The sequence below is a fragment of the Pseudoxanthomonas sp. z9 genome, assembly GCF_006542425.1.
Classification (GTDB): domain Bacteria; phylum Pseudomonadota; class Gammaproteobacteria; order Xanthomonadales; family Xanthomonadaceae; genus Pseudoxanthomonas_A.
Window position 1 is genome coordinate 91422 of the sequence record NZ_VFID01000003.1, and the last position, 23090, is coordinate 114511.

A 23090-nucleotide genomic window follows, 5' to 3' on the forward strand; every position below is an offset into this window, starting at 1 on the left:
CCGGGAAGCGTCCATGAGCTATCGCGAAGGCCGGTTCTGGCAACCCGACGTGACCGTCGCCACCATCGTGGTGCGTGATGGCCGCCTGCTCATGGTCGAGGAACGCGCCCAGGGCCGGCTGGTGTTCAACCAGCCCGCCGGCCATCTGGAGCCGGACGAGACCCTGCTCGACGCCGCGCTGCGCGAGACCCGCGAGGAAACCGGCTGGGACGTGCGCCTGACCGCGTTCGTCGGCGCCTACCAGTGGAAGGCCACCGAAACCGGCCGCCATTACCTGCGCTTCGCCTTCGCCGCCGAGCCGGTGCGCCACGATCCGGGTCGGGCGCTGGACGAAGGCATCGTCCAGACCCACTGGCTGACCCCGGCCGAACTGCAGCAGGCGCAGGCGCGCCATCGCAGCCCGCTGGTGTGGCAGGCGGTCGAGGACTATCTGGGCGGCCGCCGCTATCCGCTGGACATGCTCCATCACCTGGCATGAGCACGCCGCGCGTCATCGTCGGTGTCTCGGGCGGGGTCGACTCGTCGGTGGCGGCGCTGCGCCTGGTCCGGGCCGGTGCATCCGTGGCCGGACTGTTCATGCAGAACTGGGCCGACGACGGCAGCGGCGAATGCCGGGCCGAGGATGATCGCCGCGACGCGGTAGCCGTCTGCGGCCGGCTCGGAATCCCGTTTCATTTCCGCGATTTCTCCGCCGAATACTGGCAAGGCGTGTTCGAACATTTCCTCGCCGAATACGCCGCCGGCCGCACGCCCAATCCGGACGTGCTGTGCAACCGCGAGGTCAAGTTCAAGCATTTCCTCGATGCCGCGCGCGAGCTGGGTGCGGAGAAGATCGCCACCGGCCACTACGCGCGCATCGGTTTCCATGGCGGACGTTGGCAGTTGCTGCGCGGCATCGACCGCGGCAAGGACCAGAGCTACTTCCTGCACCAGTTGGGCCAGGAGCAGTTGTCGGCGACCCTCTTCCCGATCGGGGAAATGCAGAAGCAGGATCTGCGCGCGGTCGCACGCGAGGCCGGCCTGCCGACCCACGACAAGAAGGACTCCACCGGCATCTGCTTCATCGGCGAGCGCGATTTCCGCGAGTTCCTCGGCCGCTACCTGCCCGCCCGCCGCGGCGAGATGCGGGATCCGCAGGGGCAGCGCATCGGCGAGCATCCGGGGGTGTTCTATTTCACCCTCGGCCAGCGCGAGGGCCTGCAGATCGGCGGCGTGCGCGGGCGTCCCGCCGCGCCCTGGTACGTGGTCGGCAAGGACGTGGCCAACAACATCCTGTACGTGGACCAGGACACCCTGAGTCCCTACCTGCAATCGAACCGGCTGTGGTCCGAGCCGGCCCACTGGACCACCGGCAGTGCGCCGTCCACGCGCTTCGAGTGCACCGCGCAGACACGCTACCGCCAGGCCGACGAGCCCTGCTCGGTGACGGTCGCCGACGATGGCCGGCTGGAGGTCGCGTTCGCGCGGCCGCAGCGTGCGGTCACGCCCGGCCAGTCGGTGGTGCTGTATGACGGCGACGTCTGCCTCGGCGGCGCGGTCATCGCCGCCACCGACGCCCCCCTGGAACGAAGAATCGCGGAGCAAGCGGCTTGAGCAACCAGTTTTCCGAACGTGTCCTGGCCCTGGCCGGACTGGCGCAGGCGCTGCACCAGGTCCGCCGCATCGCCGAGACCGGCCATTCCGAGGCCGCCGTGGTACAGACCGCGCTGGACAGCGTGTTCCGCCTGGACGCCGCCGACACGGCCGGTGTGTTCGGCCGCGCCTCCGAACTGAATCCCGGCCTGCGCCTGCTGCGCGGTTACCTGACCGGCGAGAACAAGGAGGACAGCCTGCCCCGCCTGGGCATGGCGGTGCTGCAGCTGGAGCGTCGCTTCATCCGCCGCAACGATCTGATCGATGCGATCGGACAGGGCGTGGAGAAGCTGTCCCCGCAATCCGGCCAGCTCGGCAGCACCCACCCGGAAGTGATCGCCGCGCTCGGCAACCTCTACGCCGAAACCCTCAGCCAGTTGCGCCCGCGGGTGATGGTCCAGGGCAATCCGCACTACCTCGGCCAACCCGGCGTGGTCGCTGAAATCCGCGCGATCCTGCTGGCGGCGGTGCGCGCGGCGGTGTTGTGGCGGCAACTGGGCGGCAGCTACTGGGACTTCCTGTTCTCGCGCCGCGCGATGGCCGCGGCCGTCGATGGCTGGTTGAACTGAGCAGGCCCCGGCTCAGCCGGCGCAGGTGGTCCGCCGGTTCCGCCCCGCGGCCGGCACGCCGAACAGCATCAGGCTGGCGAACGCGAGCAGGCATACGCTCAGCCCGCCATACAGGGTAATCCAGCCGAATCCATGCGCCAGCGCGGCCGGCGCCGCCGGCATCCCGGCCATGTCACCGGCCGCGATCCGCTCGGCCAGCACGCGCAGGTTCGCCGCGTCGCCCACGTCGACGGCGACCCGTCCCAGACCCGACTGCACGCCGCGCACCAGCAGCAAGCCCATCAGGGCGATATTGACCGCCAGCGATATCAGCCGCGCGCTCATGTCCAGTCCCGACGCCATGCCCGCGCGATCCGGCGACACCGAACCGGTGGTGGTGTTGGTGACCGGCGTATTGGTGATGCCCAGGCCGATGCCGGCGACCAGCGCGCCCGGCAACACGCTCCACAGACCGGGCTCGCTGATGCCCGCGCCCCAATGCATCAGCAGGAAACCGACGCCGATGGTGAACAATCCGCCCGGGATCACCAGGCCGGGCCGGTAACGCAGCGACAGGCGCTCGCCCACTGGCGGGAACACCAGCGCGGGCAAGGTGTACGCGAGCAGCGCCACGCCCGAAGCCAGTTCGCCCAGGCCGAGCACGCCATGGAAGTACAGCGGCAGGTACACCATCAGCGGCCAGAAACTGAAGTTCATGCCCATCGATCCCAGCAGCGCGCCTGAAAATTCGCGGTTGCGCAGCACCGAGAAGTCGAACATCGGATGCGGCACCCGTCGCTCCACCACGACGAACATCGCCAGGAAGAACACGGTCGCCACCAGCACGCCCAGCGACGCCGGCCGCGCGAACCCCATCTCGCCGCCCTGGGTCAGGTAGAACGCCAGGCCCAGCACTGCCAGCGACAGCGAGACCATCCCGGCCCAGTCGAGCCGGCGTGCCTGCGGATCCCGCGATTCCTCCACGCTCGTCAGCACCAGCAGCAGGGTCAGCGCGGCGATCGGCCCGTGCACCAGGAACACCCAGGTCCAGTCGGACACGGCCACGATCATGCCGCCGATCAGCGGTCCGAAGCCCAGCCCGAAACCGAATACCACGCCCCAGGCGGCAAACGCCTTGCCGCGCTCGCGGCCATCGCGGAACTGGTGCGAGAGGATCGCCAGCATGCTGATCAGCAGCACGCCCCCGCTCATGCCCTGCAGCGCGCGCGCCCCGATCAGCGTGGTCACGTCGCCCGCCAGTCCGCACATCACCGAACTGGCGCCGAACAGCAGGCCGCTGATCAGGAACACCCGCCGGCGACCGAACCGGTCGGCCAGCGCGCCGGCCGCCATCAGCACCGTGGTGCTGGCGATGGTGTAGGCATTCATCACCCACTGCATCTGGCGGAAATCGCCGCCCAGCACGCGTTCGAGGGTCGGCAGGATGACCGGCACGCTGGAGATTTCCAGGCCAAACATCAGCGAGGCGAGGCAGACGGCGAACAGCGCCGTCCTGTTCCGGGAAGACAGGGAAGCGGACATGGGGGACTCCGGTGGGGCCGCGTGCGGCGTCCGCGGGATGGGCGGGACGGCCGGTCGGGGCACGGGCGGTATTGTCGGAAACCGCATTCAATGATGGAAATGATTTAATTTATTCCCATCCAGTAATTCCCTTCATTGATCAGCCATGGACTTCGACCCCGCCCTGCTGCGCGCCTTCATCGCGGTCACCGAAACCGGCGGCTTCACCCGCGCCGCCGAACGCCTGCACCTGACCCAGTCGGCGGTCAGCCACCAGATCCGCCGGCTGGAGGAACAGGTCGGGCGTCCCCTGCTCCACCGCACCACCCGCCGCCTGACCCTGACCGAGGACGGCGAGGAATTCCTCAGCCACGCGCAGCGCATCCTCGATGCGTCCGACGCGCTGACCCGGCGCTTCCATCTGTCGCCGGTGTCCGGCGTGATCCGCTTCGGCGTGGCCGATACCTACCTGGGTTCGCGCCTGCCCACCCTGCTGGGGCAGTTCGCGCGCAGCCATCCGTGCGTGCGGCTGGAAGTGAACGTCTCCTCCAGCCCGGATTTCCGCGCGATGGTCGCCGCCGGCGAACTCGACATGGCGGTGGTGCTGGCCGAACCGGGCCAGGATGAGGATCTGCTGTTGCGCAGCACCCAGTTCGTCTGGAGCGCGGCGGACAACTTCGCGCCGCCCGCAGGCGATTCGTTGCCGCTCGCGTTCGCGCCCTCGCCCTGCCTGCGCCGTCAGATCGGCCTGGCCGCGCTGGAGCGCGCCGCCCAGCCCTGGCATTTCACCTTCACCTCGGCCAGCAACGAGGGCCTGCGCGCGGCGACGCTGGCCGGGCTGGGCGTGGCGGTGATGACGAAAACCGAACTGGTGCCGGGCCTGAAGATCGTCAACGACGAACTGGGCCTGCCGGCATTGCCGAAGGCCGAATATGTACTGGTGCAACGCCCCGGCGAGCGGACCGCGGCGGACGAGGAGTTCGTGCGGCTGCTGCGTGACCATTCATGACCACGCGTCGATGCACGGCGGCAAGAAATACCTCTCCGACAACGGAAAACCCCGGCTTTCGCCGGGGTTTTCGTACAGCAATCACCACCTGGACGCTTACGCGGCGACGGTGTCGGCCACGTCCTTGTAGTCGGCGATCTGATCGAAGTTCATGTAGCGGTAGATCTGATCGCCGTTGGCGTTGATGACGCCGATGTCAGCCATGTACTCGGCCTTGGTCGGGATGCGGCCCAGGCGCGAGCAGATCGCCGCCAGTTCCGCCGAACCCAGGTAGACGTTCGAGTTCTTGCCCAGGCGGTTGGGGAAGTTGCGGGTGCTGGTGGAGAACACGGTGGCGCCCTCCTTCACCTGCGCCTGGTTGCCCATGCACAGCGAGCAGCCCGGCATCTCCATGCGCGCGCCGGCGGTGCCGAAGGTGCCGTAGTGGCCTTCCTTGGTCAGCTCGGCGGCATCCATCTTGGTCGGCGGCGCGACCCACAGCTTGGTCGGGATGTCGCGCTTGCCTTCCAGCAGCTTGGACGCGGCGCGGAAGTGGCCGATGTTGGTCATGCACGAACCAATGAACACTTCGTCGATGACCGCGCCGGAGACTTCCGACAGGGTCTTCACGTCGTCCGGATCGTTCGGGCAGGCCACGATCGGCTCATGCACGTCGGCCAGATCGATCTCGATGACCGCCGCGTACTCGGCGTCGGCATCGCCCTTGAGCAATTGCGGGTCGGCCAGCCAGGCTTCCATCGCCTTGATCCGGCGCTGCAGGCTGCGCGGATCCTGGTAACCCTCGGCGATCATCCACTTCAGCAGCGTGATGTTGCTGTTGATGTACTCGATGATCGGTTCCTTGTTGAGGTGCACCGTGCAGCCGGCGGCCGAGCGCTCGGCCGAGGCGTCGGACAGTTCGAACGCCTGTTCGACCTTCAGGTCCGGCAGGCCTTCAATCTCCAGGATGCGGCCGGAGAAGATGTTCTTCTTGCCCTGCTTGGCGACCGTCAGCAGGCCCTGCTTGATGGCGTACAGCGGAATCGCGTTGACCAGATCGCGCAGGGTCACGCCCGGCTGCATCTGGCCCTTGAAGCGGACCAGCACCGACTCGGGCATGTCCAGCGGCATCACCCCGGTGGCCGCGGCGAAGGCGACCAGGCCGGAGCCGGCCGGGAACGAGATGCCCACCGGGAAGCGCGTATGCGAATCGCCGCCGGTGCCGACGGTGTCGGGCAGCAGCATGCGGTTGAGCCAGCTGTGGATCACGCCGTCGCCCGGACGCAGCGAAATGCCGCCGCGGTTGCTGATGAAGGCCGGCAGTTCATGGTGGGTCTTGACGTCGACCGGCTTCGGATAGGCGGCGGTGTGGCAGAACGACTGCATCACCAGATCCGCGCTGAAGCCCAGGCAGGCCAGATCCTTCAGCTCGTCGCGGGTCATCGGGCCGGTGGTGTCCTGCGACCCCACCGAGGTCATCTTCGGCTCGCAGTAAGTGCCCGGGCGGATGCCCTGACCTTCGGGCAGGCCGCAGGCGCGACCGACCATCTTCTGCGCCAGGGTGTAGCCCTTGCCGGTGTCGGCGGGATTCTGCGGCAGGCGGAACAGGCTCGACGCCGGCAGGCCCAGCGCCTCGCGCGCCTTGGCGGTCAGGCCGCGGCCGATGATCAGCGGGATGCGGCCACCGGCGCGCACTTCGTCGAACAGCACGTCGCTCTTGACCTGGAACTCGGCGATCACCTCGCCGTTCTTCAGCGCCTTGCCTTCATACGGACGCAGCTCGACCACGTCGCCCATGTCCATCTTCGACACGTCCAGCTCGATCGGCAGCGCACCGGCGTCTTCCATCGTGTTGTAGAAGATCGGGGCGATCTTGCTGCCCAGGCAGACGCCGCCGAAGCGCTTGTTCGGAATGAACGGAATATCCTCGCCGGTCCACCACAGCACCGAGTTGGTCGCCGACTTGCGGCTGGAGCCGGTGCCGACCACGTCGCCGACGTAGGCGACCGGATGGCCCTTCCCGGTCAGCGACTGGATGAAGGCGATCGGGCCGCGCTTGCCGTCCTCTTCCGGGGTGAAGGGCGCGCCGTCGCGCTTGTTCTTCAGCATCGCCAGCGCATGCATCGGGATGTCCGGGCGGGTGGTCGCGTCCGGCGCCGGCGACAGGTCGTCGGTGTTGGTCTCGCCCGGCACCTTGAACACGGTGACGGTCAGCGACTGCGGCACTTCCGGGCGGCTGGTGAACCATTCGGCGTCGGCCCAGCTCTGCAGCACCGACTGGGCATTCGCGTTGCCCTTCTGCGCCTTTTCCTGCACGTCGTGGAAGGCGTCGAACATCAGCAGGGTGTGCTTGAGCGCGTTGGCGGCGATGGTACCGACCTGGGCGTCATCCAGCAGTTCCACCAGCGGATGGATGTTGTAACCGCCGAGCATGGTGCCCAGCAGTTCGGTAGCGCGCTCGCGGCTGATCAGCGGGCACTGCTCGCTGCCGAAGGCGACTGCGGCCAGGTAGGAAGCCTTGACCTTGGCGGCGTCGTCCACGCCGGCGGGCACGCGATGGGTGATCAGGTCCAGCAGGAAGTCGCCCTCGCCGGCCGGCGGCGCCTTCAGCAGTTCGATGACCTCGGCGGTCTGCTGGGCCGACAGCGGCAGCGGCGGGATGCCCAGCGCGGCGCGCTCGGCTACGTGGTGGCGATAGGCTTCCAACATGGTGACTCCGGAATGCGGTGAGGTGACGGGAAACAACGGGTGGGACTTATTCCGCGGCGGGAACGATCAACTTCAGTCCCTTGAAGTATTCACGGTAGAACCGATCGTCGCGGGTGATCAGGCCATTGCACTGGAGCAGCGCGTGGGCGCCGATCAGGAAATCGGGCGCGGCGCGGTGGCTGGCACCGTCGCGCTGGCGGTGGCGGCGCTGCATCTCGCCAGCGCGCAGCGCCGACTTGGCTTCCAGCGCGCTGAAACGGATGCTCATTTCCTCCAGCACCGCCAGCGCCTCGGAACCATCGCGCAACGCGCTGCACACTTCGGCCAGGGCGACCTCGCAGATCACGACCGGTCCGGCGCTCAGGCACTGCCGCAGGCAGGCCTCGGCGGCGTCGGCCTGCGGGCCGTCGGCCAGCAGATCGATGAGGACGGAGGAATCCAGGGCGATCATCGCGTCGGCCTCACTGTTCCGGCATCTCGCCGGGCGCGTGGCCGCGCAGGGCGCGCATGGCCGCGTCGGTGCTGTCGAAACCGTCGAGCTTGAAGCGCCCACGGGCGCGCGAGATGGCATCGTCCACGCTCTTGCGCAGGATGATCCGACTGCCTTCCAGCTCGACCTTGAGCACGCTGCCTTTGGTCAGTCCCAAGGCGTCACGCACGGCCTTGGGCAGGGTGATCTGGCCACGTTCGGCGACGGTCGCTTCCATGGGCGGCTCCGGGAAAGTATGCACGAATTATACATACTTTCGGATGCATACCCAAGCGGTCCCACGCAACGGAAACGGGCTGTGAAGTCCGTCACACGGCCCTCGCCGCGAGGTCAGAACGCCAACTGGAACCTCAAATTGACCGTATAACCCCGATCCGGCCCCGGCCATGTCCCGGAGCGGTTCTCGCTGCGCCAGCGCACTGCGTCCAGCATCACCCGGCTCCAGTCGTTCAGATACCAGTTGGTGCCGACGGTCCAGCCACTGCCCTGCCCGCCGCCGGGCAGATCCCGGTAGTCGGCTGCCTCGTAGCGGGCCTTCAGCTCCCAGGCACCCCCGCCTCCGGCGGTGATCGGATCCGCGACCTTGACCCGCCCCCAGGTGCCCGTCTTGGCCGAGTACGCCGGACCGGCGCCCTGCAGGAACCAGCCCATCGAAAACGCGTGGGCGTCGTGATGCCGGTGGTAGTCACCACTGGCCTCGCGTCCCTTCAAGCCGCGGCGCCCCCACTCGGCATACGCCCAGAACGGCCCGGAAAAGCCGGCCAGTTCCAGTCCGTGGCCGTCGCCCCGCTCGGCCCCCTGCACGCGCCCGCTGCCGATCCGCACCTGATCGTTGAAGGGGCCGGCGATGGCCGCATTGCGCATTACCCGCGCGGTGCCGCGGATTTCCTCGTGAAAGGCCCAGCCGCCCAAGTGAATCGTGCCCCCTTCCGAGCGCACGGGGTTCCAGTGCGCCCGCAGCGCGTAGGTCAGTCCGTCGTTGCCGTCGCCCGGGTTATCCAGGCTGTTGCCGCTGACCTGCAGCGCGGCATGCCAGTTCGCGCCGTGGATCTTCTGCATCACGCCCAATCCGAATGAACCGCGCTGCGGCATGATCACCGCACCGACCAGATTGCGGCTCTGGAACGGGGTGTTGGCGGTACTGCTGCTGCCATCCAGGCCGCGCTCGTTCAAGCGATGGCCGATGGAAAGCTCTGCGTCATGCCCGAACAGGCGATGGTCGAAGGCCGCATACGCCGACTTCCACGCCACCGTGTTGCCGGCGAATTCCCCTTCCACCACGTAGCCCAGCGAGCCATGGCGACCTTCGACGCCCAGGCGCGCGGAGCGGATTTCGGTGCCGGACAGATTGCGCTGCGCATGATCGGAGCCGCCGGTGGACGAGGCATCGACGAAGAATCGACCTCGCGGGCGAAAGCGAGCCTTGCCATCCGCGCTCGTGAATTCGGGAGCGCCCTTGGACCAGCTCACTTTCGGCTGCCGCGCCTGGTCGACTTCGAGCGTGACCAGTCGCGCCTCCAAGGAACCGGCCTCCTGTGCGGGTCCGGCTGGCGTGCCCTCGCCCGCCGCATCTTCAAGCGCGGCCAGTCGCGCTTCCAGCGTCGCGATGCGCTGCGATTGCTGTTCGATCAAGCGGACCAGTCCGGTGGTCGATGCATCGGCGGAACCCGGGTGCCTAGCTGCTTCCTGCGCGCAGGCCAGCAATGGTGTTCCACTCAGGGCCAGCGTGATCGCGGCTGCCAGCAGGCGGGTATTGCCCACAAGATTCGTCATGGTTGGTTTCTCCAGGCAAGCCGCCACCCTCGGCATGGCGGCCGCCGGCAACGGTGGGAACGATGGAAAGGGGGAGATCCGCGCCGGAACCGGCGCGGACCGGAAAACGTCAGCGGTTCGCGCCCTGCGCGTCGGGACGCCAGGTGATGAGCCGGCCTTCGGCGATGTCGAGGATGCGATCGATCACCAGGACGAACATCGCCAGGATGACGATGCCGGCGAACACGCCGACCGCGTTGAAGTTCCCTTCGGCCTGGGCGATCAGATAGCCCAGCCCCGCCGAAGCACCGAGATACTCACCGATGATCGCGCCCACCACCGCGAAACCCACGGAGGTGCGCAGCGAGGACAGGATCCAGCTCGCGGCGGCCGGAAAATACACATGGCGGAGCAGATCACGCCGGCTGGCCCCGAGGATACGCGCATTCGCCAGCACGGTGGGATTGACCTCGCGCACGCCCTGCATCGCGTTGAAGAAGGTGATGAAGAACACCAGCGTCACCGCCAGCGCCACCTTCGACCACAGTCCCAGGCCCAGCCACAGCACGAAGATCGGCGCCAGCACCACCCGCGGAATCGCGTTGAAGCTCTTGATGAAGGGATCCAGGATTCGCGCCGCGGTCCGGTTCAATCCCAGCCAGACGCCGCCGACCACGCCCAGCACGGTGCCGATGACATAGCCCAGCGCGGTCTCGGTCAGGGTCACCGACACATGTTTGTAGAAACCGGTATCGCTCAACCATTCGTACATCTGCCCAACGATGTCCCAGGGCGCCGGGAAGAAGAACGGATCGATGATCCGTGTGGCCACGCCGGCCTGCCAGCCCCCGAACACCACCACCACCAGGGCGGCCTGGATCAGCCGCTCAGTCCCCGTACGCATAGCTTTTCTCCACTTCGCCCCGCAGGCAGGCCCAGATGTCGCGATACAGATCGGTGAAGCGCGGATCCAGCTTGATCTCGGCCACGTTGCGCGGCCGTTCCAGCGGCACGTGAAAACTCTCCACCACCCGGCTGCCGGGCCCCGACGCCAGCACCACCACCCGATCGCCCAGGGCAATGGCTTCTTCCAGATCATGGGTAATCAGGATCACCGAGCGCCGATCCTCCTGCCACAGGCGCAGCAGTTCGTTCTGCATGAGGTGGCGGGTATGGATGTCCAGCGCCGAGAACGGCTCGTCCATCAGGATCACCTTGGGCTTCACGATCAGCGCCTGCGCCATCTGCACGCGCTTGCGCTGTCCACCCGAAAGCTGGTGCGGGTAGCGGTTTTCGAAACCGGACAGTCCGACCTTGGCCAGCCAATCGCGCGCGCGCCGGCCCCGTTCGACTGCGGGCACGCCGCGGAAACGCAGGCCCAGTTCGACGTTTTCCAGCGCGGTCTTCCACGGCAGCAGCGCGTCCTGCTGAAACAGGTAGCCCACGCTGTCCTGCACACCGGCCACCACGCGGCCGTCGATGGCCACGCCGCCCGACGCCGGCGCCAACAAGCCCGCCACCGCATTGAGGATGGTGCTCTTGCCGCAGCCCGTGGGGCCGACGATGGCGAGGAACTCGCCGTCACCCACCCGGATGTCGACATCGCGCACCGCGACGAAGTCGCCGAACGCCATCGTCATCCGCTCGATCGCGACCATCGTGCGTGCCGGTTCGGCGACCGTGACCGCCGCCGGTGGCGCCTCCTGGCGCGGACGCGCCTGTGCAACTGCTGTCATGACATTGCCCTCCCAGACAAAAGTGTCAGTGTTTCGCCGAGTACGGCTCGACGAACCGGTTGGTATAGGTACGCGCCAGATCGACCTTGGTCGCGGCGACGTCGGCGTTGAACTCGCTGAGTACCGCCAGGGGCGTGGCCATGTCGGCTTCGTTGAAGCGGCCGTCCAGGGAGAAGATGGCGCGGGCCGCTTCCACCGCCTTGACATAGGTGGCGCGGTCGCCGGAGACGTAGCTGTCGGGAAGCGCGGCGACGATGGCATCGGCGCTGCTCTCGGCGATGAACTTCAGGGCCCGCTGTTCGGCGCGGACGATCTTCGCGATGGCCCCGGGATTCGCGTCGATGAAGGACTGCTGCGCATACAGCACCGAGGTCGGATAGACGCCGCCGTAGACTTCGCGCGCGCCGGCATCGCTGCGCGCGTCGATGAGGATCCGACCGACCCCGCGCTCCTGGATCAGGGTCGCCGCCGGGTCGTAGTTGACCAGCAGATCCACCTTGCCCTGTTGCAGGGCGGCCACTGCGGCCGCGCCGGAACCCACGCCGATCAGCGACACTTCCGATACCGGGATGCCATGTCGCTCCAGGTAGTAGCGGACGAAGAAGTCCGAGGACGACCCCGGCGCGGTGATGCCCACGCGCGCGCCGCGGATGGTTTCGGGGCGGGCCGGGTCGAAGCGGCTGTCGTTGCCGCCGGCCAGCACCAGTCCGGAATTGCGCGACAGCAGCACGAAGGCGGTGACCGCCTTGCCCTTGGCCTGCATCTGGATGGTGTGATCGTAGAAGCCCACCGCCACGTCGGTGGAACCGGCTACCAGCGCCTGCAGCACCTTGGAACCACCCTGGGCGAAGTTCTCCGTGCGTACTTTCAGACCTTCGTCGCTGAAATAACCCTGCGCGTCGGCGATGAAGAACGGCAGGTTGTTGAGGTTGTAGGAACCGACGCTGATGCGCACTTCCTGCTGGCCCTGCGCCGGCGTGCCGCCTTCCGCCCCGCCTCCCGGCGCGGATGCGCCACCACAACCACCCAACAGCAACAGCGCCGTCGCGCCGATACCCAGCATTGCCTTGTACATGTTTTCCCCTCCCGGAGAGTTCGTGAATCGAATACGACCGTCCGTGGTGCCAGTCGGCTCAGGCCGCCTGGCTGCGCCGCGCGTCCCGGCGCGGCGCGCCGGCGAACACCCGGCCTTCGAACAGGCGCCGCGCCGTACGCACGACGCTGACCACGACGGGCGCGTCCGGCGCCTCGCGCTCCAGTACCGCCTCCAGGCATCCGCCCGGATGTTCCAGCAGCAGCGGACCCACGGCTTCCCGCCGTCCCGCCAGCGCGTGCGCGACGGTACCTGCGGTCACCGCGGCGGTCGCGATGCCGACAGCGCCGGTGATGGCCAGTGCGCTATGGCACTGATGCGGCATGAAGTAGCGCACCCGCAACGCCGCGCCGGAGTCCGGACGCGACAGCAGCACCGGCTTGGGAATCACCCGTTCGCCGGCGTCGGCGATGCCCATCCGCTGGCCCGCCTCGACCCGGATGGCTTCCAGTCGGCGCAACAGCGCGGCGTCGGCATTCAACCGCGCCGGCGATTCGTCTCCCGACAGGCCCAGATCCGATGCCTGCATCAGCACCATTGGAATCGCGCAATCCACGCAACTCACGTCGACGCCATCGATCCTTTCGCGCGGCGCGCCGGTGGGCAACAGCGCGCCGGTCCGGGTTCCCGCCGCATCCAGGAACGACAGCGTGATCGGCGCGGCCTGCCCGGGAACCCCGGCGATACGGGTGTCGCCGCGATAGGACACCCTGCCCTGCGGGGTCTGCACGGTGGCGCGGATCAGCTTGCCGGTGTTGACGTTGTGGATGCACACCCGGGTCTGCGGGTGCCGGGCGGCGACCAGGCCGGCTTCGATCGCGAACGGCGCCACCGCCGCGAGCATGTTGCCGCAGTTGGGACTGGTGTCCACGACCTGGCGATCACTCACGACCTGCGCGAACAGATAGTCGACATCGGCATCCTGGCGACTGGCGCGATCCACGATGGCCACCTTGCTGGAGAGCGCGTTGCCGCCACCGATGCCGTCGATCTGGAGCGGATGCCCCGCCCCCATCACCGCCAGCAGGAGGCGATCGCGCAGCGCCGGTTCCGCAGGCAGATCCGACGCCAGGAAGAACGGACCCTTCGAGGTGCCGCCGCGCATGAGCACGCAAGGCAGGCTGAGCAGGTCATTCGATTCGGCGACCGGATCCATGCAAAAATCACATTAATTCAAGAACATGATTCGATACTGGCATGGGCACGGCCGATTTGAGAATTGCAAATTTTTCGATTATTGATAGGCCATGAGCATCAATTGCGAAATCCTCGACCTGCGTGCATTCCTGTTGGTGAGCGAAACCCGCAGCTTCCATCGCGCCGCGGAAACCCTGCATCTTTCCCAGCCCGCGCTCAGCCGGCGCATCCAGAAGCTCGAACAGAACGTCGGTGCCCCCTTGCTGGAGCGGACCACCCGCCATGTCGTGCCGACAGCGCTCGGACAGGATCTGCTGCCGCTGGTGAGGCGACTCATCGAAGAGTTCGACGGCTCGCTGTTTTCGTTGCGCGGCAGTGACCAGCATCGCGGCGGGCAAGTCACCATCGCCTGCCTGCCGACCGCGGCGTTCTACTTCCTGCCCAGCGTCATCGCGCGCTTCCAGCAGGATCATCCGCAGGTACGCTTCCGCATCCTGGATCTGCCGGCCACCGAGGGCCTGCAGGCGGTGGAGCGCGGCGAAGTCGAGTTCGGCATCAACTTCATGGGTGCTTCGGATCCGGATCTGGTGTTCGACGCCCTGGTCGAGGATCCTTTCGTGCTGGCGTGCCGGCGCGATCATCCGCTCGCCCGCAAGCGCAAGGTGAGCTGGAGCGACCTGGCGCCGCATCGGCTCATCACCGTGCACCGCACCAGCGGCAACCGCACGCTGCTCGATGGCGCGCTTGCGCGCGAGAACCTGCGGCTGAACTGGTTCTACGAAGTCACCCACCTGTCCACCTCGCTCGGACTGGTCGAAGCCGGTGTCGGCATCTCGGTGCTGCCGAAGATGGCCACGCCGCGCGGCGAACATGCGATCCTGGTGACGCGCCCGCTCGCCAATCCGGTGGTTTCGCGGACGATCGGCGTGGTGCGTCGACGCGGCGCGCAGCTGTCACCGGGCGCCGAGGAGTTCCTGCATACCCTCAAGCGCCTCTGGAAGGGAGGATAAGCGTCCAGTCCATCCTCCCCTCGATCCCCTGGCAAGCCCTTTCCGGCAACACTGCGATCCACCACCGGCCCTTGCCTGATTCCATCTGCAACACCATTTGAGGGACAATCCGGCGTGCCGCCCGCGGTTCCCCACGCCGGCGCCTGCGTCCCGCAAGCATTCGGTCCATGGCCGTTGCCATCGCCAGCATTCGCAAAGGAGCACCCCGCATGAGCGACTCTTTCTCCACCCGCAGCCGTCTCGACGTCAACGGCCAGTCCTACACCTACTTCAGCCTGCCCACGCTGGGCCAGCGCTTCGACATCGCCCGCCTGCCCTACTCGATGAAGATCCTGCTGGAGAACCTGCTCCGCTGCGAGGACGGGGTCAGCGTCACCCCGGAGCACATCGAGGCGGTCGCGAAATGGGATGCCACCCGCGAGCCGGACACCGAAATCGCGTTCATGCCGGCGCGCGTGGTCCTGCAGGACTTCACCGGCGTGCCCTGCGTGGTCGACCTGGCCGCGATGCGTGACGCGGTGGTGAAGCTGGGCGGCAACCCCGACCAGATCAATCCGCTGATCCCCTCCGAACTGGTCATCGACCACTCGGTGCAGGTGGACGTGTTCGGCAAGCCGGACGCGCTGGATCTGAACGGCAAGATCGAGTTCGACCGCAACAAGGAACGCTACAGCTTCCTGCGCTGGGGCCAGAAGGCGTTCGACAACTTCAAGGTGGTGCCGCCCAACACCGGCATCGTCCACCAGGTGAACCTGGAAAACCTCGCCCGGGTGGTGATGACCGCGCAGAAGGACGGCGAGGCCATCGCCTATCCGGACACCGTGTTCGGCACCGACTCGCACACCACGATGATCAACGGCATCGGCGTGCTGGGCTGGGGCGTCGGCGGCATCGAGGCCGAGGCGGCCATGCTCGGCCAGCCCTCCTCGATGCTGATCCCGCAGGTGGTCGGCTTCAAACTGACCGGCAAGCTGCCCGAAGGCGCCACCGCCACCGACCTGGTGCTGACCGTCACCCAGATGCTGCGCAAGCTGGGCGTGGTCGGCAAGTTCGTCGAGTTCTATGGCGATGGCCTGCAGCACCTGCCGCTGGCCGACCGCGCCACCATCGGCAACATGGCGCCCGAGTACGGCGCCACCTGCGGCATCTTCCCGATCGACGCCGAATCGCTGAACTACCTGCGCCTGTCAGGTCGCAGCGAGGCGCAAATCGCGCTGGTCGAAGCCTACGCGAAGGCGCAGGGCCTTTGGCACGACGCCGACAGTCCGCACGCGCAGTACAGCGCCACCCTGCACCTGGACATGGGCGACGTGAAGCCGTCGCTGGCCGGCCCCAAGCGTCCGCAGGATCGCGTGCTGCTGGAAGACGTGAAGCAGAACTTCCGCGACAACCTGCAACCGTTCGCCGAGGCGCGCGACAAGCGCAGCGAGGCGATCTCCGACTTCGTCGCCGAGGGCGGCGGTTCGGCGGTGGGCAACGAGGCGCTGAGCCGCGGCTACGCCGACATCGAGACCGAAGGCCAGAAGGTGCGGCTGAAGGACGGCGCCGTGGTCATCGCCGCGATCACCTCCTGCACCAACACCTCCAACCCGGCGGTGATGATCGGCGCCGGCCTGCTCGCCCGCAACGCCGCGGCCAAGGGCCTTAACCGCAAGCCGTGGGTCAAGACCTCATTGGGACCGGGCTCGCGCGTGGTCACCGACTACCTGGAAAAGGCCGGCGTGCTGGACGACCTGGAGAAGCTGGGCTTCTACGTGGTCGGCTATGGCTGCACCACCTGCATCGGCAACTCCGGTCCGCTGCCGGTGGAAGTCAGCGCCGGCATCGCCACCGGCGACCTGGTGGTGACCTCGGTGCTGTCGGGCAACCGCAACTTCGAAGGCCGCGTGCATCCGGAAGTGAAGATGAACTACCTGGCCTCGCCGCCGCTGGTGGTCGCCTACGCCATCGCCGGCACCACCGATATCGATCTGACCACCGAACCGCTGGGCATCGGCAGCGACGGCCAGCCGGTCTACCTGAAGGACATCTGGCCGAGCAACAGCGAGATCGGCGACTTCATCGCCCGCACCATCGGCCCGGAAATGTTCGCCAAGAACTATGCCGACGTGTTCAAGGGCGATACCCGCTGGAACACCATCGCCTCACCCGACGGCGATCTGTACGCCTGGGATTCGGATTCGACCTACATCAAGAATCCGCCCTACTTCGACGGCATGACCATGGCGACCGGCGGCATCGACGATGTGCATGACGCGCGCGTGCTCGGCTTGTTTGGCGATTCCATCACCACCGACCACATCTCGCCGGCCGGCAACATCAAGAAGGATTCGCCCGCGGGTCGTTTCCTGATCTCGCGCGGCGTGCAGCCGGTGGACTTCAACAGCTACGGCAGCCGCCGTGGCAACGACGACGTGATGGTGCGCGGCACCTTCGCCAACATCCGCATCAAGAACCTGATGTTCGGGGGCGAGGAAGGCGGCAATACCCTGTACCACCCGCCGGCTGGCGGAACGCCGGAGAAGCTGTCGATCTACGATGCGGCGATGAAGTACAAGGCCGACGGCGTGCCGCTGGTGGTGTTGGCAGGGAAGGAATACGGCACTGGCTCCTCGCGCGACTGGGCGGCCAAGGGCACCAACCTGCTCGGGGTCAAGGCGGTGTTCGCCGAAAGCTTCGAGCGCATCCACCGCTCCAACCTGGTCGGGATGGGCGTGCTGCCGCTGCAGTTCATCGAGGGCCAGAACGCGCAGACCCTGGGCCTGGATGGGTCGGAAGTGTTCGACATCGCCGGCCTGCAGGACGGGGCATCCAAAGTCGCCACCGTCACTGCCCGCCGCGCCGATGGCCAGGAAGTACGGTTCCAGGTCAAGGTGCTGCTGCTGACGCCGAAGGAAGTCGAGTACTTCCGTCACGGCGGCCTGCTGCACTACGTGCTCCGCCAGTTGGCGGCGCGCAAGGCGGCTTGAACGAAACGGCGCCCGATGCTCCCGCGAGCTTCGGGCGCCCACGTCCTTCCTGCAGGAGCGACGTGAGTCGCGACGGCTACATACAGGTGGACGTATTACGGTCGCGACTTACGTCGCTCCTACCGCCGGTGATTTTTCATGTGGGAGCGACGTCAGTCGCGAAGCGCTTGTGTTCCCGGCTATCGCGACTGACGTCGCTCCCACAAGATTGGGTCGTCGCTGACGGGTCGTGCTCCAGGATTCCGTGGCTTCCGCCTAGCGGTTGCCTGCTTCGATCAAGCTTGTTGGGATCCGGCGACGCGCTCTTCCCCGTAGGAGCGACGTGAGTCGCGACCGCGGCATGTAGGCGAGCTATTCCGGTCGCGACTTACGTCGCTCCTACCGCCGGTGATTTTTCATGTGGGAGCGACGTCAGTCGCGAAGCGCTTGTGTTCCCGGCTATCGCGACTGACGTCGCTCCCACAAGATTGGGTCGTCGCTGACGGGTCGTGCTCCAGGATTCCGTGGCTTCCGCCTAGCGGTTGCCTGCTTCGATCAAGCTTGTTGGGATCCGGCGACGCGGTCTTCCCCGTAGGAGCGACGTGAGTCGCGACCGCGGCAGGTAGGCGAGCTATTCCGGTCGCGGCTGACGTCGCTCCTACCGCCGGTGATTTTTCATGTGGGAGCGACGTCAGTCGCGAAGCGCTTGTGTTCCCGGCTATCGCGACTGACGTCGCTCCCACAAGATTGGGTCGTCGCTGACGGGGCGTGCTCCGGGATTCCGCGGTTTCCGCCTGGCGGTTGCCTGCTTCGGTAAAGCTTGTTGGGATCCGGCGACGCGGTCTTCCCCGTAGGAGCGACGTGAGTCGCGACCGCGGCAGGTAGGCGAGCTATTCCGGTCGCGGCTGACGTCGCTCCTACCGCCGGTGATTTTTCATGTGGGAGCGACGTCAGTCGCGAAGCGCTTGTGTTCCCGGCTATCGCGACTGACGTCGCTCCCACAAGATTGGGTCGTCGCTGACGGGTCGTGCTCCAGGATTCCGTGGCTTCCGCCTAGCGGTTGCCTGCTTCGATCAAGCTTGTTGGGAGCCGGCGACGCGGTCTTCCCCGTAGGAGCGACGTGAGTCGCGACCGCGGCAGGTAGGCGAGCTATTCCGGTCGCGGCTGACGTCGCTCCTACCGCCGGTGATTTTTCATGTGGGAGCGACGTCAGTCGCGAAGCGCTTGTGTTCCCGGCTATCGCGACTGACGTCGCTCCCACAAGATTGGGTCGCCGCTGACGGGGCGTGCTCCGGGATTCCGCGGTTTCCGCCTGGCGGTTGCCTGCTTCGGTAAAGCTTGTTGGGATCCGGCGACGCGGTCTTCCCCGTAGGAGCGACGTGAGTCGCGACCGCGGCAGGTAGGCGAGCTATTCCGGTCGCGGCTGACGTCGCTCCTACCGCCGGTGATTTTTCATGTGGGAGCGACGTCAGTCGCGAAGCGCTTGTGTTCCCGGCTATCGCGACTGACGTCGCTCCCACAAGATTGGGTCGTCGCTGACGGGTCGTGCTCCGGGATTCCGCGGTTTCCGCCTGGCGGTTGCCGGTTTCGGGCGGGCTCGACGTGGCATCCGGAGACAGGACCGGATTCGCCGGTCCGTGGGGACGTGCCATGCGCGCATCGCTGTCATCCTGCTGGCTGTTGCTGCTTTCGGTTGCCTGGATCCCGGCTGCCCATGCCGTCGAGATCACCGGCATGAAGGATTTCCCGAACCTGCAGGGCCGTTACGCGCCCGGCGGCGACTGCCAACGGCAGCCGAGAATCGCCATCGACGCGGGCGGTATGGCCTTCGAGGTCGAAGGACGCAATGAACGGGTGGCGCGCCTGGAATACGCGGCCAGCTACGGCGGCAATTTCTATGAAGGCAGCAGCCAGTGGTTCTTTCCGTTCGGGCGCGAAGGCGCCTATCCGGTGCTGATGACCTTCAACGCGGATGAGAAGCCGGGGGTGCTGACCGTGACGCCGCACGACGAGGGATACACCGGTGGCTCCCCGCTGTCACCGCGCAACCGGGCGCTGGTCGCCGGCTCCCCCTACCTGCGTTGCCGTTGATCCGGTTGCATCACGGGCCTGCCCGCCATTCGGCGTAATGGATCCGCCAATCGCCGCCCTCCCGGCGCCAGCCGGTGGTGACGTGATAGGACTGCGCGCTGTCCGGCAGCCAACGGCCGCGGCCGGAACCGGTCAGCAGCGCATCAAAACGAATGGTCGCGGTTTCGCCCTGCAGGCTGACTTCCAGCGGCCCCGTGGTCACTCCGACACTGTCGCGGGCCAGCAACTGCGCGCGCAGCAGGTTGTGCAACGCAGCACGATCCATGCCTCCGGGACCGGAGAAGTCGTCGGCGACGCCGTCCATCGCGTCGGCCGGCCGGCGCTGCTCGACCGCCTGCTGCAAGGCGGCGAATTGATCGCGCAATTGCTGCTCCGGCGAGCTCCGGCCGCACCCGGCCAGCGCCAGCATCACCGCCAGCAACGCGCCGGCCCATCCAGGCAACGCAGCATGCCATCGCGGCATCGGGATTACGCGCTTTGCACCCTTCGCCTTTTCCATCCGGAACGGTATGCTCCCTGTCGTGGACCCCACGCGGCGCGCAGGCGCCGACACTGCAAACATACCCGAAGCATGGCCCTGGGGAGGGAGTAGAAGATGAGTCAAGACCGTCCGTGGTTCAAGAGCTATCCGGAAGGCGTTCCGCACGAGATTGATCTGGATGAGTACCGCTCCATCGTCTCGGTGCTGGATACGGCCATCGACCGTTACCGCAATCGTCCGGCGTTCTCGAACTTCGGCAAGAGTCTGACCTATGGCGAGATCGACACCCTCAGCAAGCAGTTCGCCGCGTACCTGCTGGGCGAGCTGAAACTGAAGAAGGGCGATCGCGTCGCGATCATGATGCCCAACTGCCTGCAGTACCCGGTCGCCATCTTCGGCGTGCTGCGTGCCGGATTGACGGTGGTCAACGTCAACCCGATGTATACCCCGCGCGAACTGCGCCACCAGTTGTCGGATTCCGGCGCCAGCGTGCTGCTGGTCGTGGACAATTTCGGCAAGACCGTGCAGGAAGCCATTCCCGGCCTGACCTCGCTCAAGCAGGTCGTCACCACCGGCCTGGGCGATCTGCTGGGCTTCCCGAAGGGGCCGCTGATCAACTTCGTGCTGAAGTACGTCAAGAAGATGGTGCCCGACTACGACATCGCCGGCACCGTCCGCTTCAAGGACACGCTCACCCTGGGCCGGCTGCACACCCTGCCCGAGATCGAGATCGCGCCGGAGGACATCGCTTTCCTGCAGTACACCGGCGGCACCACCGGCGTGGCCAAGGGCGCGATGCTGACCCACCGCAACATGGTCGCCAACATGCAGCAGGCATCGGCCTGGATCGGCCGCGACGTCAAGGCCGACGGCGAGTTGATCGTCACTGCGCTGCCGCTGTACCACATCTTCGCGCTCACCGCGAACTGTCTGGTGTTCATGAAATTCGGCGCGTCCAACCACCTGATCACCAATCCGCGCGACATGCCGAACTTCGTCAAGGAGATCAGCAAGATCCAGTTCACCGCGATCACCGGCGTCAACACGCTGTTCAACGGCCTGCTGAACACGCCCGGCTTCGACCAGGTCGATTTCTCGCGCCTGCACCTGACCCTGGGCGGCGGCATGGCGGTGCAGCGCGCCGTGGCCGATCGCTGGAAGAAGGTCACCGGGATTACCCTGGTGGAAGCCTACGGCCTGACCGAGACCGCGCCGGCGGCCTGCATCAACCCGATGGATCTGAAGGATTACAACGGCGCCATCGGCCTGCCCATCCCCTCCACCGATGCCTGCCTCAAGGACGACGACGGCAACCTGGTCGCGCTCGGCGAAGTCGGTGAACTGTGCATCAAGGGACCGCAGGTGATGCGCGGCTACTGGCAACGTCCGGAGGAAACCGCCAAGGTCGTCGACGCCGACGGCTGGCTGCATACCGGCGACATGGCCAAGATGGATGCCGATGGCTTCTTCTATATCGTCGACCGCAAGAAGGACATGATCCTGGTCTCCGGCTTCAATGTGTACCCGAACGAAGTGGAGGACGTCATCGCCGGCCTGGAAGGCGTGCTGGAAGTGGCCGCCATCGGCGTCCCGGACGAACGCTCGGGCGAGGCGGTCAAGGTGTTCGTGGTCAAGAAGGACCCGGCCCTGACCGAGGAGAAGATCAAGGCGTATTGCCGGGACAACCTGACCGGCTACAAGCAGCCCCGTTACATCGAGTTCCGGACCGAACTCCCGAAGACCAATGTCGGGAAAATCCTCCGCAAGGAGCTCCGGGACCCGCCCCAGACCGGGGCCACCCGCTGAAATCGAAAGGCCGGCGCAAGCCGGCCTTTCTTTTTGCCGGTCAAAACTTTAGGGTTAAATTTGAGATTCTCATCACATTTATGAACGACGGGAAGGGATAAATGCTGTCCTCGACCGGTCAGTCAGTGTGCGTCGTCTTTTCACTATCCGTTCAGGTGTAGCATCGCGCCGTGCCCAGCACGTCCCCAATACCAATCCCCACACCATCGGCCACAAGCCACCAGGAGTCGTCATGAACAACGTCGAAAAACTGCAGCGCACCCGCAATTTCTCCACCATCCGGGTGGAATCCGCGCCCGATGGCAACAGCCATTGGATGTACATGCACAACGACGCTGGCAAGGGTTCCCGGCCGTGCTTCCGCAGCGAACTGCTGGACGAAATGTGGAGCTTCACCTCTTCGATCACCCTGCGCGAGAGCGAGCGCCAGTCCGGTCGCCTGCGCCACTTCGTGCTGGCCTCTTCGGCGCCCGCCTTCAACCTGGGTGGCGATCTGGAACTGTTCGCCAAGCTGATCCGCGCCAATGATCGCGAGCATCTGCTGGCCTATGCCCGCCGCTGCATCGATGGCGTGTACACGCTGCACACCGGGCTGGGCGGCGACGTGCGCACGATCGCGCTGCTGCAGGGCGACGCACTGGGCGGCGGCCTGGAAATGGCGCTGGCCTGCCACACCATCGTCGCCGAGGAAGGCGTCGAAATGGGCCTGCCGGAAGTCCTGTTCGGCCTGTTCCCGGGCATGGGCGCCTACTCGTTCCTGTGCAAGCGGGTGTCGCCGCAGATGGCCGAACGCATCATCCTGGAAGGCAACATGTACTCCAGCGACGAGTTCTACAAGATGGGCGTGGTCGACATCCTGGTGCCGAAGGGACAGGGCGAAGCCGCCGTGCAGGACCTGATCCGCCAGCAGCAGCGCGCTCCCTACTCGCACCTGGCGATGAACACGGTCCGTGGCCTGGCCCAGCGCGTCAGCTACGACGAACTGATGAACATCACCGAAGTGTGGGTCGACACCGCGCTGGCGCTTGGCGACAAGTCCCTGCGGATGATGGAGCGGATCGTGCGTGCGCAGGAAAAGCGTGCCATGCAGGCCGCCTGATCGACGAGCGAATCGCAGCCAACTACAGGGGGCGGGGACTGCGCGATGC

19 protein-coding genes are annotated in these 23090 nt (G+C 66.5%); 9 read left to right on the top strand and 10 right to left on the bottom strand.

What is annotated here, in order from left to right; genetic code table 11:
• Window positions 1-13 precede the first annotated feature (13 nt).
• Genes FG323_RS02945 through hflD form a run of 3 tightly spaced genes read left to right on the top strand, consistent with a single transcriptional unit; the run spans window position 14 to window position 2201 of the window.
• Window positions 14-478: an NUDIX hydrolase gene (locus FG323_RS02945; protein ID WP_141452951.1), complete on the top strand. Its 465-nt coding sequence runs from the start codon at window positions 14-16 to the stop codon at window positions 476-478.
• Window positions 475-1593, top strand: a complete 1119-nt coding sequence (gene mnmA / locus FG323_RS02950; protein ID WP_141452952.1) for a tRNA 2-thiouridine(34) synthase MnmA — start codon at window positions 475-477, stop codon at window positions 1591-1593. Before FG323_RS02945 ends, mnmA begins: the two co-directional genes overlap by 4 nt.
• The gene (gene hflD / locus FG323_RS02955; protein ID WP_141452953.1) at window positions 1590-2201 is read left to right on the top strand and encodes a high frequency lysogenization protein HflD; all 612 of its coding nucleotides are present in this window, start codon (window positions 1590-1592) and stop codon (window positions 2199-2201) included. The genes mnmA and hflD overlap by 4 nt, the downstream gene beginning before the upstream one ends.
• Before the next feature lie 12 nt (window positions 2202-2213).
• On the opposite strand, the gene FG323_RS02960 is transcribed toward hflD, so the two are convergent.
• Window positions 2214-3722 carry an MFS transporter gene (locus tag FG323_RS02960; protein WP_141452954.1) on the bottom strand — a complete coding sequence of 503 codons (1509 nt, stop codon included), beginning with the start codon at window positions 3720-3722 and terminating at the stop codon, window positions 2214-2216.
• Between the two features lie 145 nt (window positions 3723-3867).
• On the opposite strand from FG323_RS02960, the gene FG323_RS02965 reads away from it, so the two are divergent.
• Window positions 3868-4710 (top strand): LysR family transcriptional regulator, encoded by an 843-nt coding sequence (locus FG323_RS02965; protein WP_141452955.1) that lies wholly within the window; start codon window positions 3868-3870, stop codon window positions 4708-4710.
• Between the two features lie 96 nt (window positions 4711-4806).
• Here the strand turns inward: FG323_RS02965 and acnB are convergent, their stop codons facing one another.
• The 8 genes from acnB to FG323_RS03005 form a co-directional block, all read right to left on the bottom strand.
• Window positions 4807-7398 (bottom strand): bifunctional aconitate hydratase 2/2-methylisocitrate dehydratase, encoded by a 2592-nt coding sequence (gene acnB, locus FG323_RS02970; RefSeq protein WP_141452956.1) that lies wholly within the window; start codon window positions 7396-7398, stop codon window positions 4807-4809.
• 46 nt (window positions 7399-7444) lie between these two features.
• On the bottom strand, window positions 7445-7849 hold the full coding sequence (locus FG323_RS02975) for a type II toxin-antitoxin system VapC family toxin (RefSeq protein ID WP_141452957.1): 405 nt from the start codon (window positions 7847-7849) through the stop codon (window positions 7445-7447).
• A 10-nt stretch (window positions 7850-7859) separates the two neighbouring features.
• Entirely contained in the window at window positions 7860-8105 is a 246-nt protein-coding gene (locus FG323_RS02980; RefSeq protein ID WP_141452958.1) for an AbrB/MazE/SpoVT family DNA-binding domain-containing protein, read from the bottom strand.
• Between the two features lie 113 nt (window positions 8106-8218).
• Window positions 8219-9661: a porin gene (locus FG323_RS02985; protein ID WP_141452959.1), complete on the bottom strand. Its 1443-nt coding sequence runs from the start codon at window positions 9659-9661 to the stop codon at window positions 8219-8221.
• Window positions 9662-9770: 109 nt separating this feature from the next.
• The gene (locus tag FG323_RS02990) at window positions 9771-10544 is read right to left on the bottom strand and encodes an ABC transporter permease (protein ID WP_141452960.1); all 774 of its coding nucleotides are present in this window, start codon (window positions 10542-10544) and stop codon (window positions 9771-9773) included.
• Window positions 10528-11376: an ABC transporter ATP-binding protein gene (locus tag FG323_RS02995; protein ID WP_220094119.1), complete on the bottom strand. Its 849-nt coding sequence runs from the start codon at window positions 11374-11376 to the stop codon at window positions 10528-10530. Before FG323_RS02995 ends, FG323_RS02990 begins: the two co-directional genes overlap by 17 nt.
• A 25-nt stretch (window positions 11377-11401) precedes the next feature.
• Window positions 11402-12451, bottom strand: coding sequence for an ABC transporter substrate-binding protein (locus FG323_RS03000; RefSeq protein WP_255469995.1), 1050 nt, complete (start codon window positions 12449-12451; stop codon window positions 11402-11404).
• Between the two features lie 58 nt (window positions 12452-12509).
• Window positions 12510-13625: a 4-oxalomesaconate tautomerase gene (locus tag FG323_RS03005; protein ID WP_141452961.1), complete on the bottom strand. Its 1116-nt coding sequence runs from the start codon at window positions 13623-13625 to the stop codon at window positions 12510-12512.
• Between the two features lie 91 nt (window positions 13626-13716).
• Here FG323_RS03005 and FG323_RS03010 point away from each other — a divergent pair, with 91 nt between their 5' ends.
• From FG323_RS03010 to FG323_RS03020, 3 genes are all read left to right on the top strand, one after another.
• Window positions 13717-14616, top strand: coding sequence for a LysR family transcriptional regulator (locus FG323_RS03010; protein ID WP_141452962.1), 900 nt, complete (start codon window positions 13717-13719; stop codon window positions 14614-14616).
• 209 nt (window positions 14617-14825) lie between these two features.
• On the top strand, window positions 14826-17585 hold the full coding sequence (acnA, locus tag FG323_RS03015) for an aconitate hydratase AcnA (RefSeq protein WP_141452963.1): 2760 nt from the start codon (window positions 14826-14828) through the stop codon (window positions 17583-17585).
• A gap of 1629 nt (window positions 17586-19214) precedes the next feature.
• The gene (locus tag FG323_RS03020) at window positions 19215-19655 is read left to right on the top strand and encodes a hypothetical protein (RefSeq protein ID WP_141452964.1); all 441 of its coding nucleotides are present in this window, start codon (window positions 19215-19217) and stop codon (window positions 19653-19655) included.
• A 10-nt stretch (window positions 19656-19665) separates the two neighbouring features.
• Here the strand turns inward: FG323_RS03020 and FG323_RS03025 are convergent, their stop codons facing one another.
• On the bottom strand, window positions 19666-20118 hold the full coding sequence (locus FG323_RS03025; RefSeq protein ID WP_255469996.1) for a nuclear transport factor 2 family protein: 453 nt from the start codon (window positions 20116-20118) through the stop codon (window positions 19666-19668).
• Window positions 20119-20250: 132 nt separating this feature from the next.
• On the opposite strand from FG323_RS03025, the gene FG323_RS03030 reads away from it, so the two are divergent.
• Window positions 20251-21942, top strand: coding sequence for a long-chain fatty acid--CoA ligase (locus FG323_RS03030; RefSeq protein ID WP_141452965.1), 1692 nt, complete (start codon window positions 20251-20253; stop codon window positions 21940-21942).
• Window positions 21943-22174: 232 nt separating this feature from the next.
• Window positions 22175-23041, top strand: coding sequence for a crotonase/enoyl-CoA hydratase family protein (locus FG323_RS03035; RefSeq protein WP_141452966.1), 867 nt, complete (start codon window positions 22175-22177; stop codon window positions 23039-23041).
• The last annotated feature ends 49 nt before the right edge of the window (window positions 23042-23090 follow it).

Coding starts and splice junctions, on each gene's coding strand:
- FG323_RS02945 (WP_141452951.1), top strand. CDS start 14: ATGAGCTATCGCGAAGGCCGGTTCTGGCAACCCGACGTGACCGTCGCC.
- mnmA (WP_141452952.1), top strand. CDS start 475: ATGAGCACGCCGCGCGTCATCGTCGGTGTCTCGGGCGGGGTCGACTCG.
- FG323_RS02960 (WP_141452954.1), bottom strand. CDS start 3,722: ATGTCCGCTTCCCTGTCTTCCCGGAACAGGACGGCGCTGTTCGCCGTC.
- FG323_RS02965 (WP_141452955.1), top strand. CDS start 3,868: ATGGACTTCGACCCCGCCCTGCTGCGCGCCTTCATCGCGGTCACCGAA.
- acnB (WP_141452956.1), bottom strand. CDS start 7,398: ATGTTGGAAGCCTATCGCCACCACGTAGCCGAGCGCGCCGCGCTGGGC.
- FG323_RS02975 (WP_141452957.1), bottom strand. CDS start 7,849: ATGATCGCCCTGGATTCCTCCGTCCTCATCGATCTGCTGGCCGACGGC.
- FG323_RS02980 (WP_141452958.1), bottom strand. CDS start 8,105: ATGGAAGCGACCGTCGCCGAACGTGGCCAGATCACCCTGCCCAAGGCC.
- FG323_RS02985 (WP_141452959.1), bottom strand. CDS start 9,661: ATGACGAATCTTGTGGGCAATACCCGCCTGCTGGCAGCCGCGATCACG.
- FG323_RS02990 (WP_141452960.1), bottom strand. CDS start 10,544: ATGCGTACGGGGACTGAGCGGCTGATCCAGGCCGCCCTGGTGGTGGTG.
- FG323_RS02995 (WP_220094119.1), bottom strand. CDS start 11,376: ATGACAGCAGTTGCACAGGCGCGTCCGCGCCAGGAGGCGCCACCGGCG.
- FG323_RS03000 (WP_255469995.1), bottom strand. CDS start 12,451: ATGTACAAGGCAATGCTGGGTATCGGCGCGACGGCGCTGTTGCTGTTG.
- FG323_RS03005 (WP_141452961.1), bottom strand. CDS start 13,625: ATGGATCCGGTCGCCGAATCGAATGACCTGCTCAGCCTGCCTTGCGTG.
- FG323_RS03010 (WP_141452962.1), top strand. CDS start 13,717: ATGAGCATCAATTGCGAAATCCTCGACCTGCGTGCATTCCTGTTGGTG.
- acnA (WP_141452963.1), top strand. CDS start 14,826: ATGAGCGACTCTTTCTCCACCCGCAGCCGTCTCGACGTCAACGGCCAG.
- FG323_RS03020 (WP_141452964.1), top strand. CDS start 19,215: ATGCGCGCATCGCTGTCATCCTGCTGGCTGTTGCTGCTTTCGGTTGCC.
- FG323_RS03025 (WP_255469996.1), bottom strand. CDS start 20,118: ATGCCGCGATGGCATGCTGCGTTGCCTGGATGGGCCGGCGCGTTGCTG.
- FG323_RS03030 (WP_141452965.1), top strand. CDS start 20,251: ATGAGTCAAGACCGTCCGTGGTTCAAGAGCTATCCGGAAGGCGTTCCG.
- FG323_RS03035 (WP_141452966.1), top strand. CDS start 22,175: ATGAACAACGTCGAAAAACTGCAGCGCACCCGCAATTTCTCCACCATC.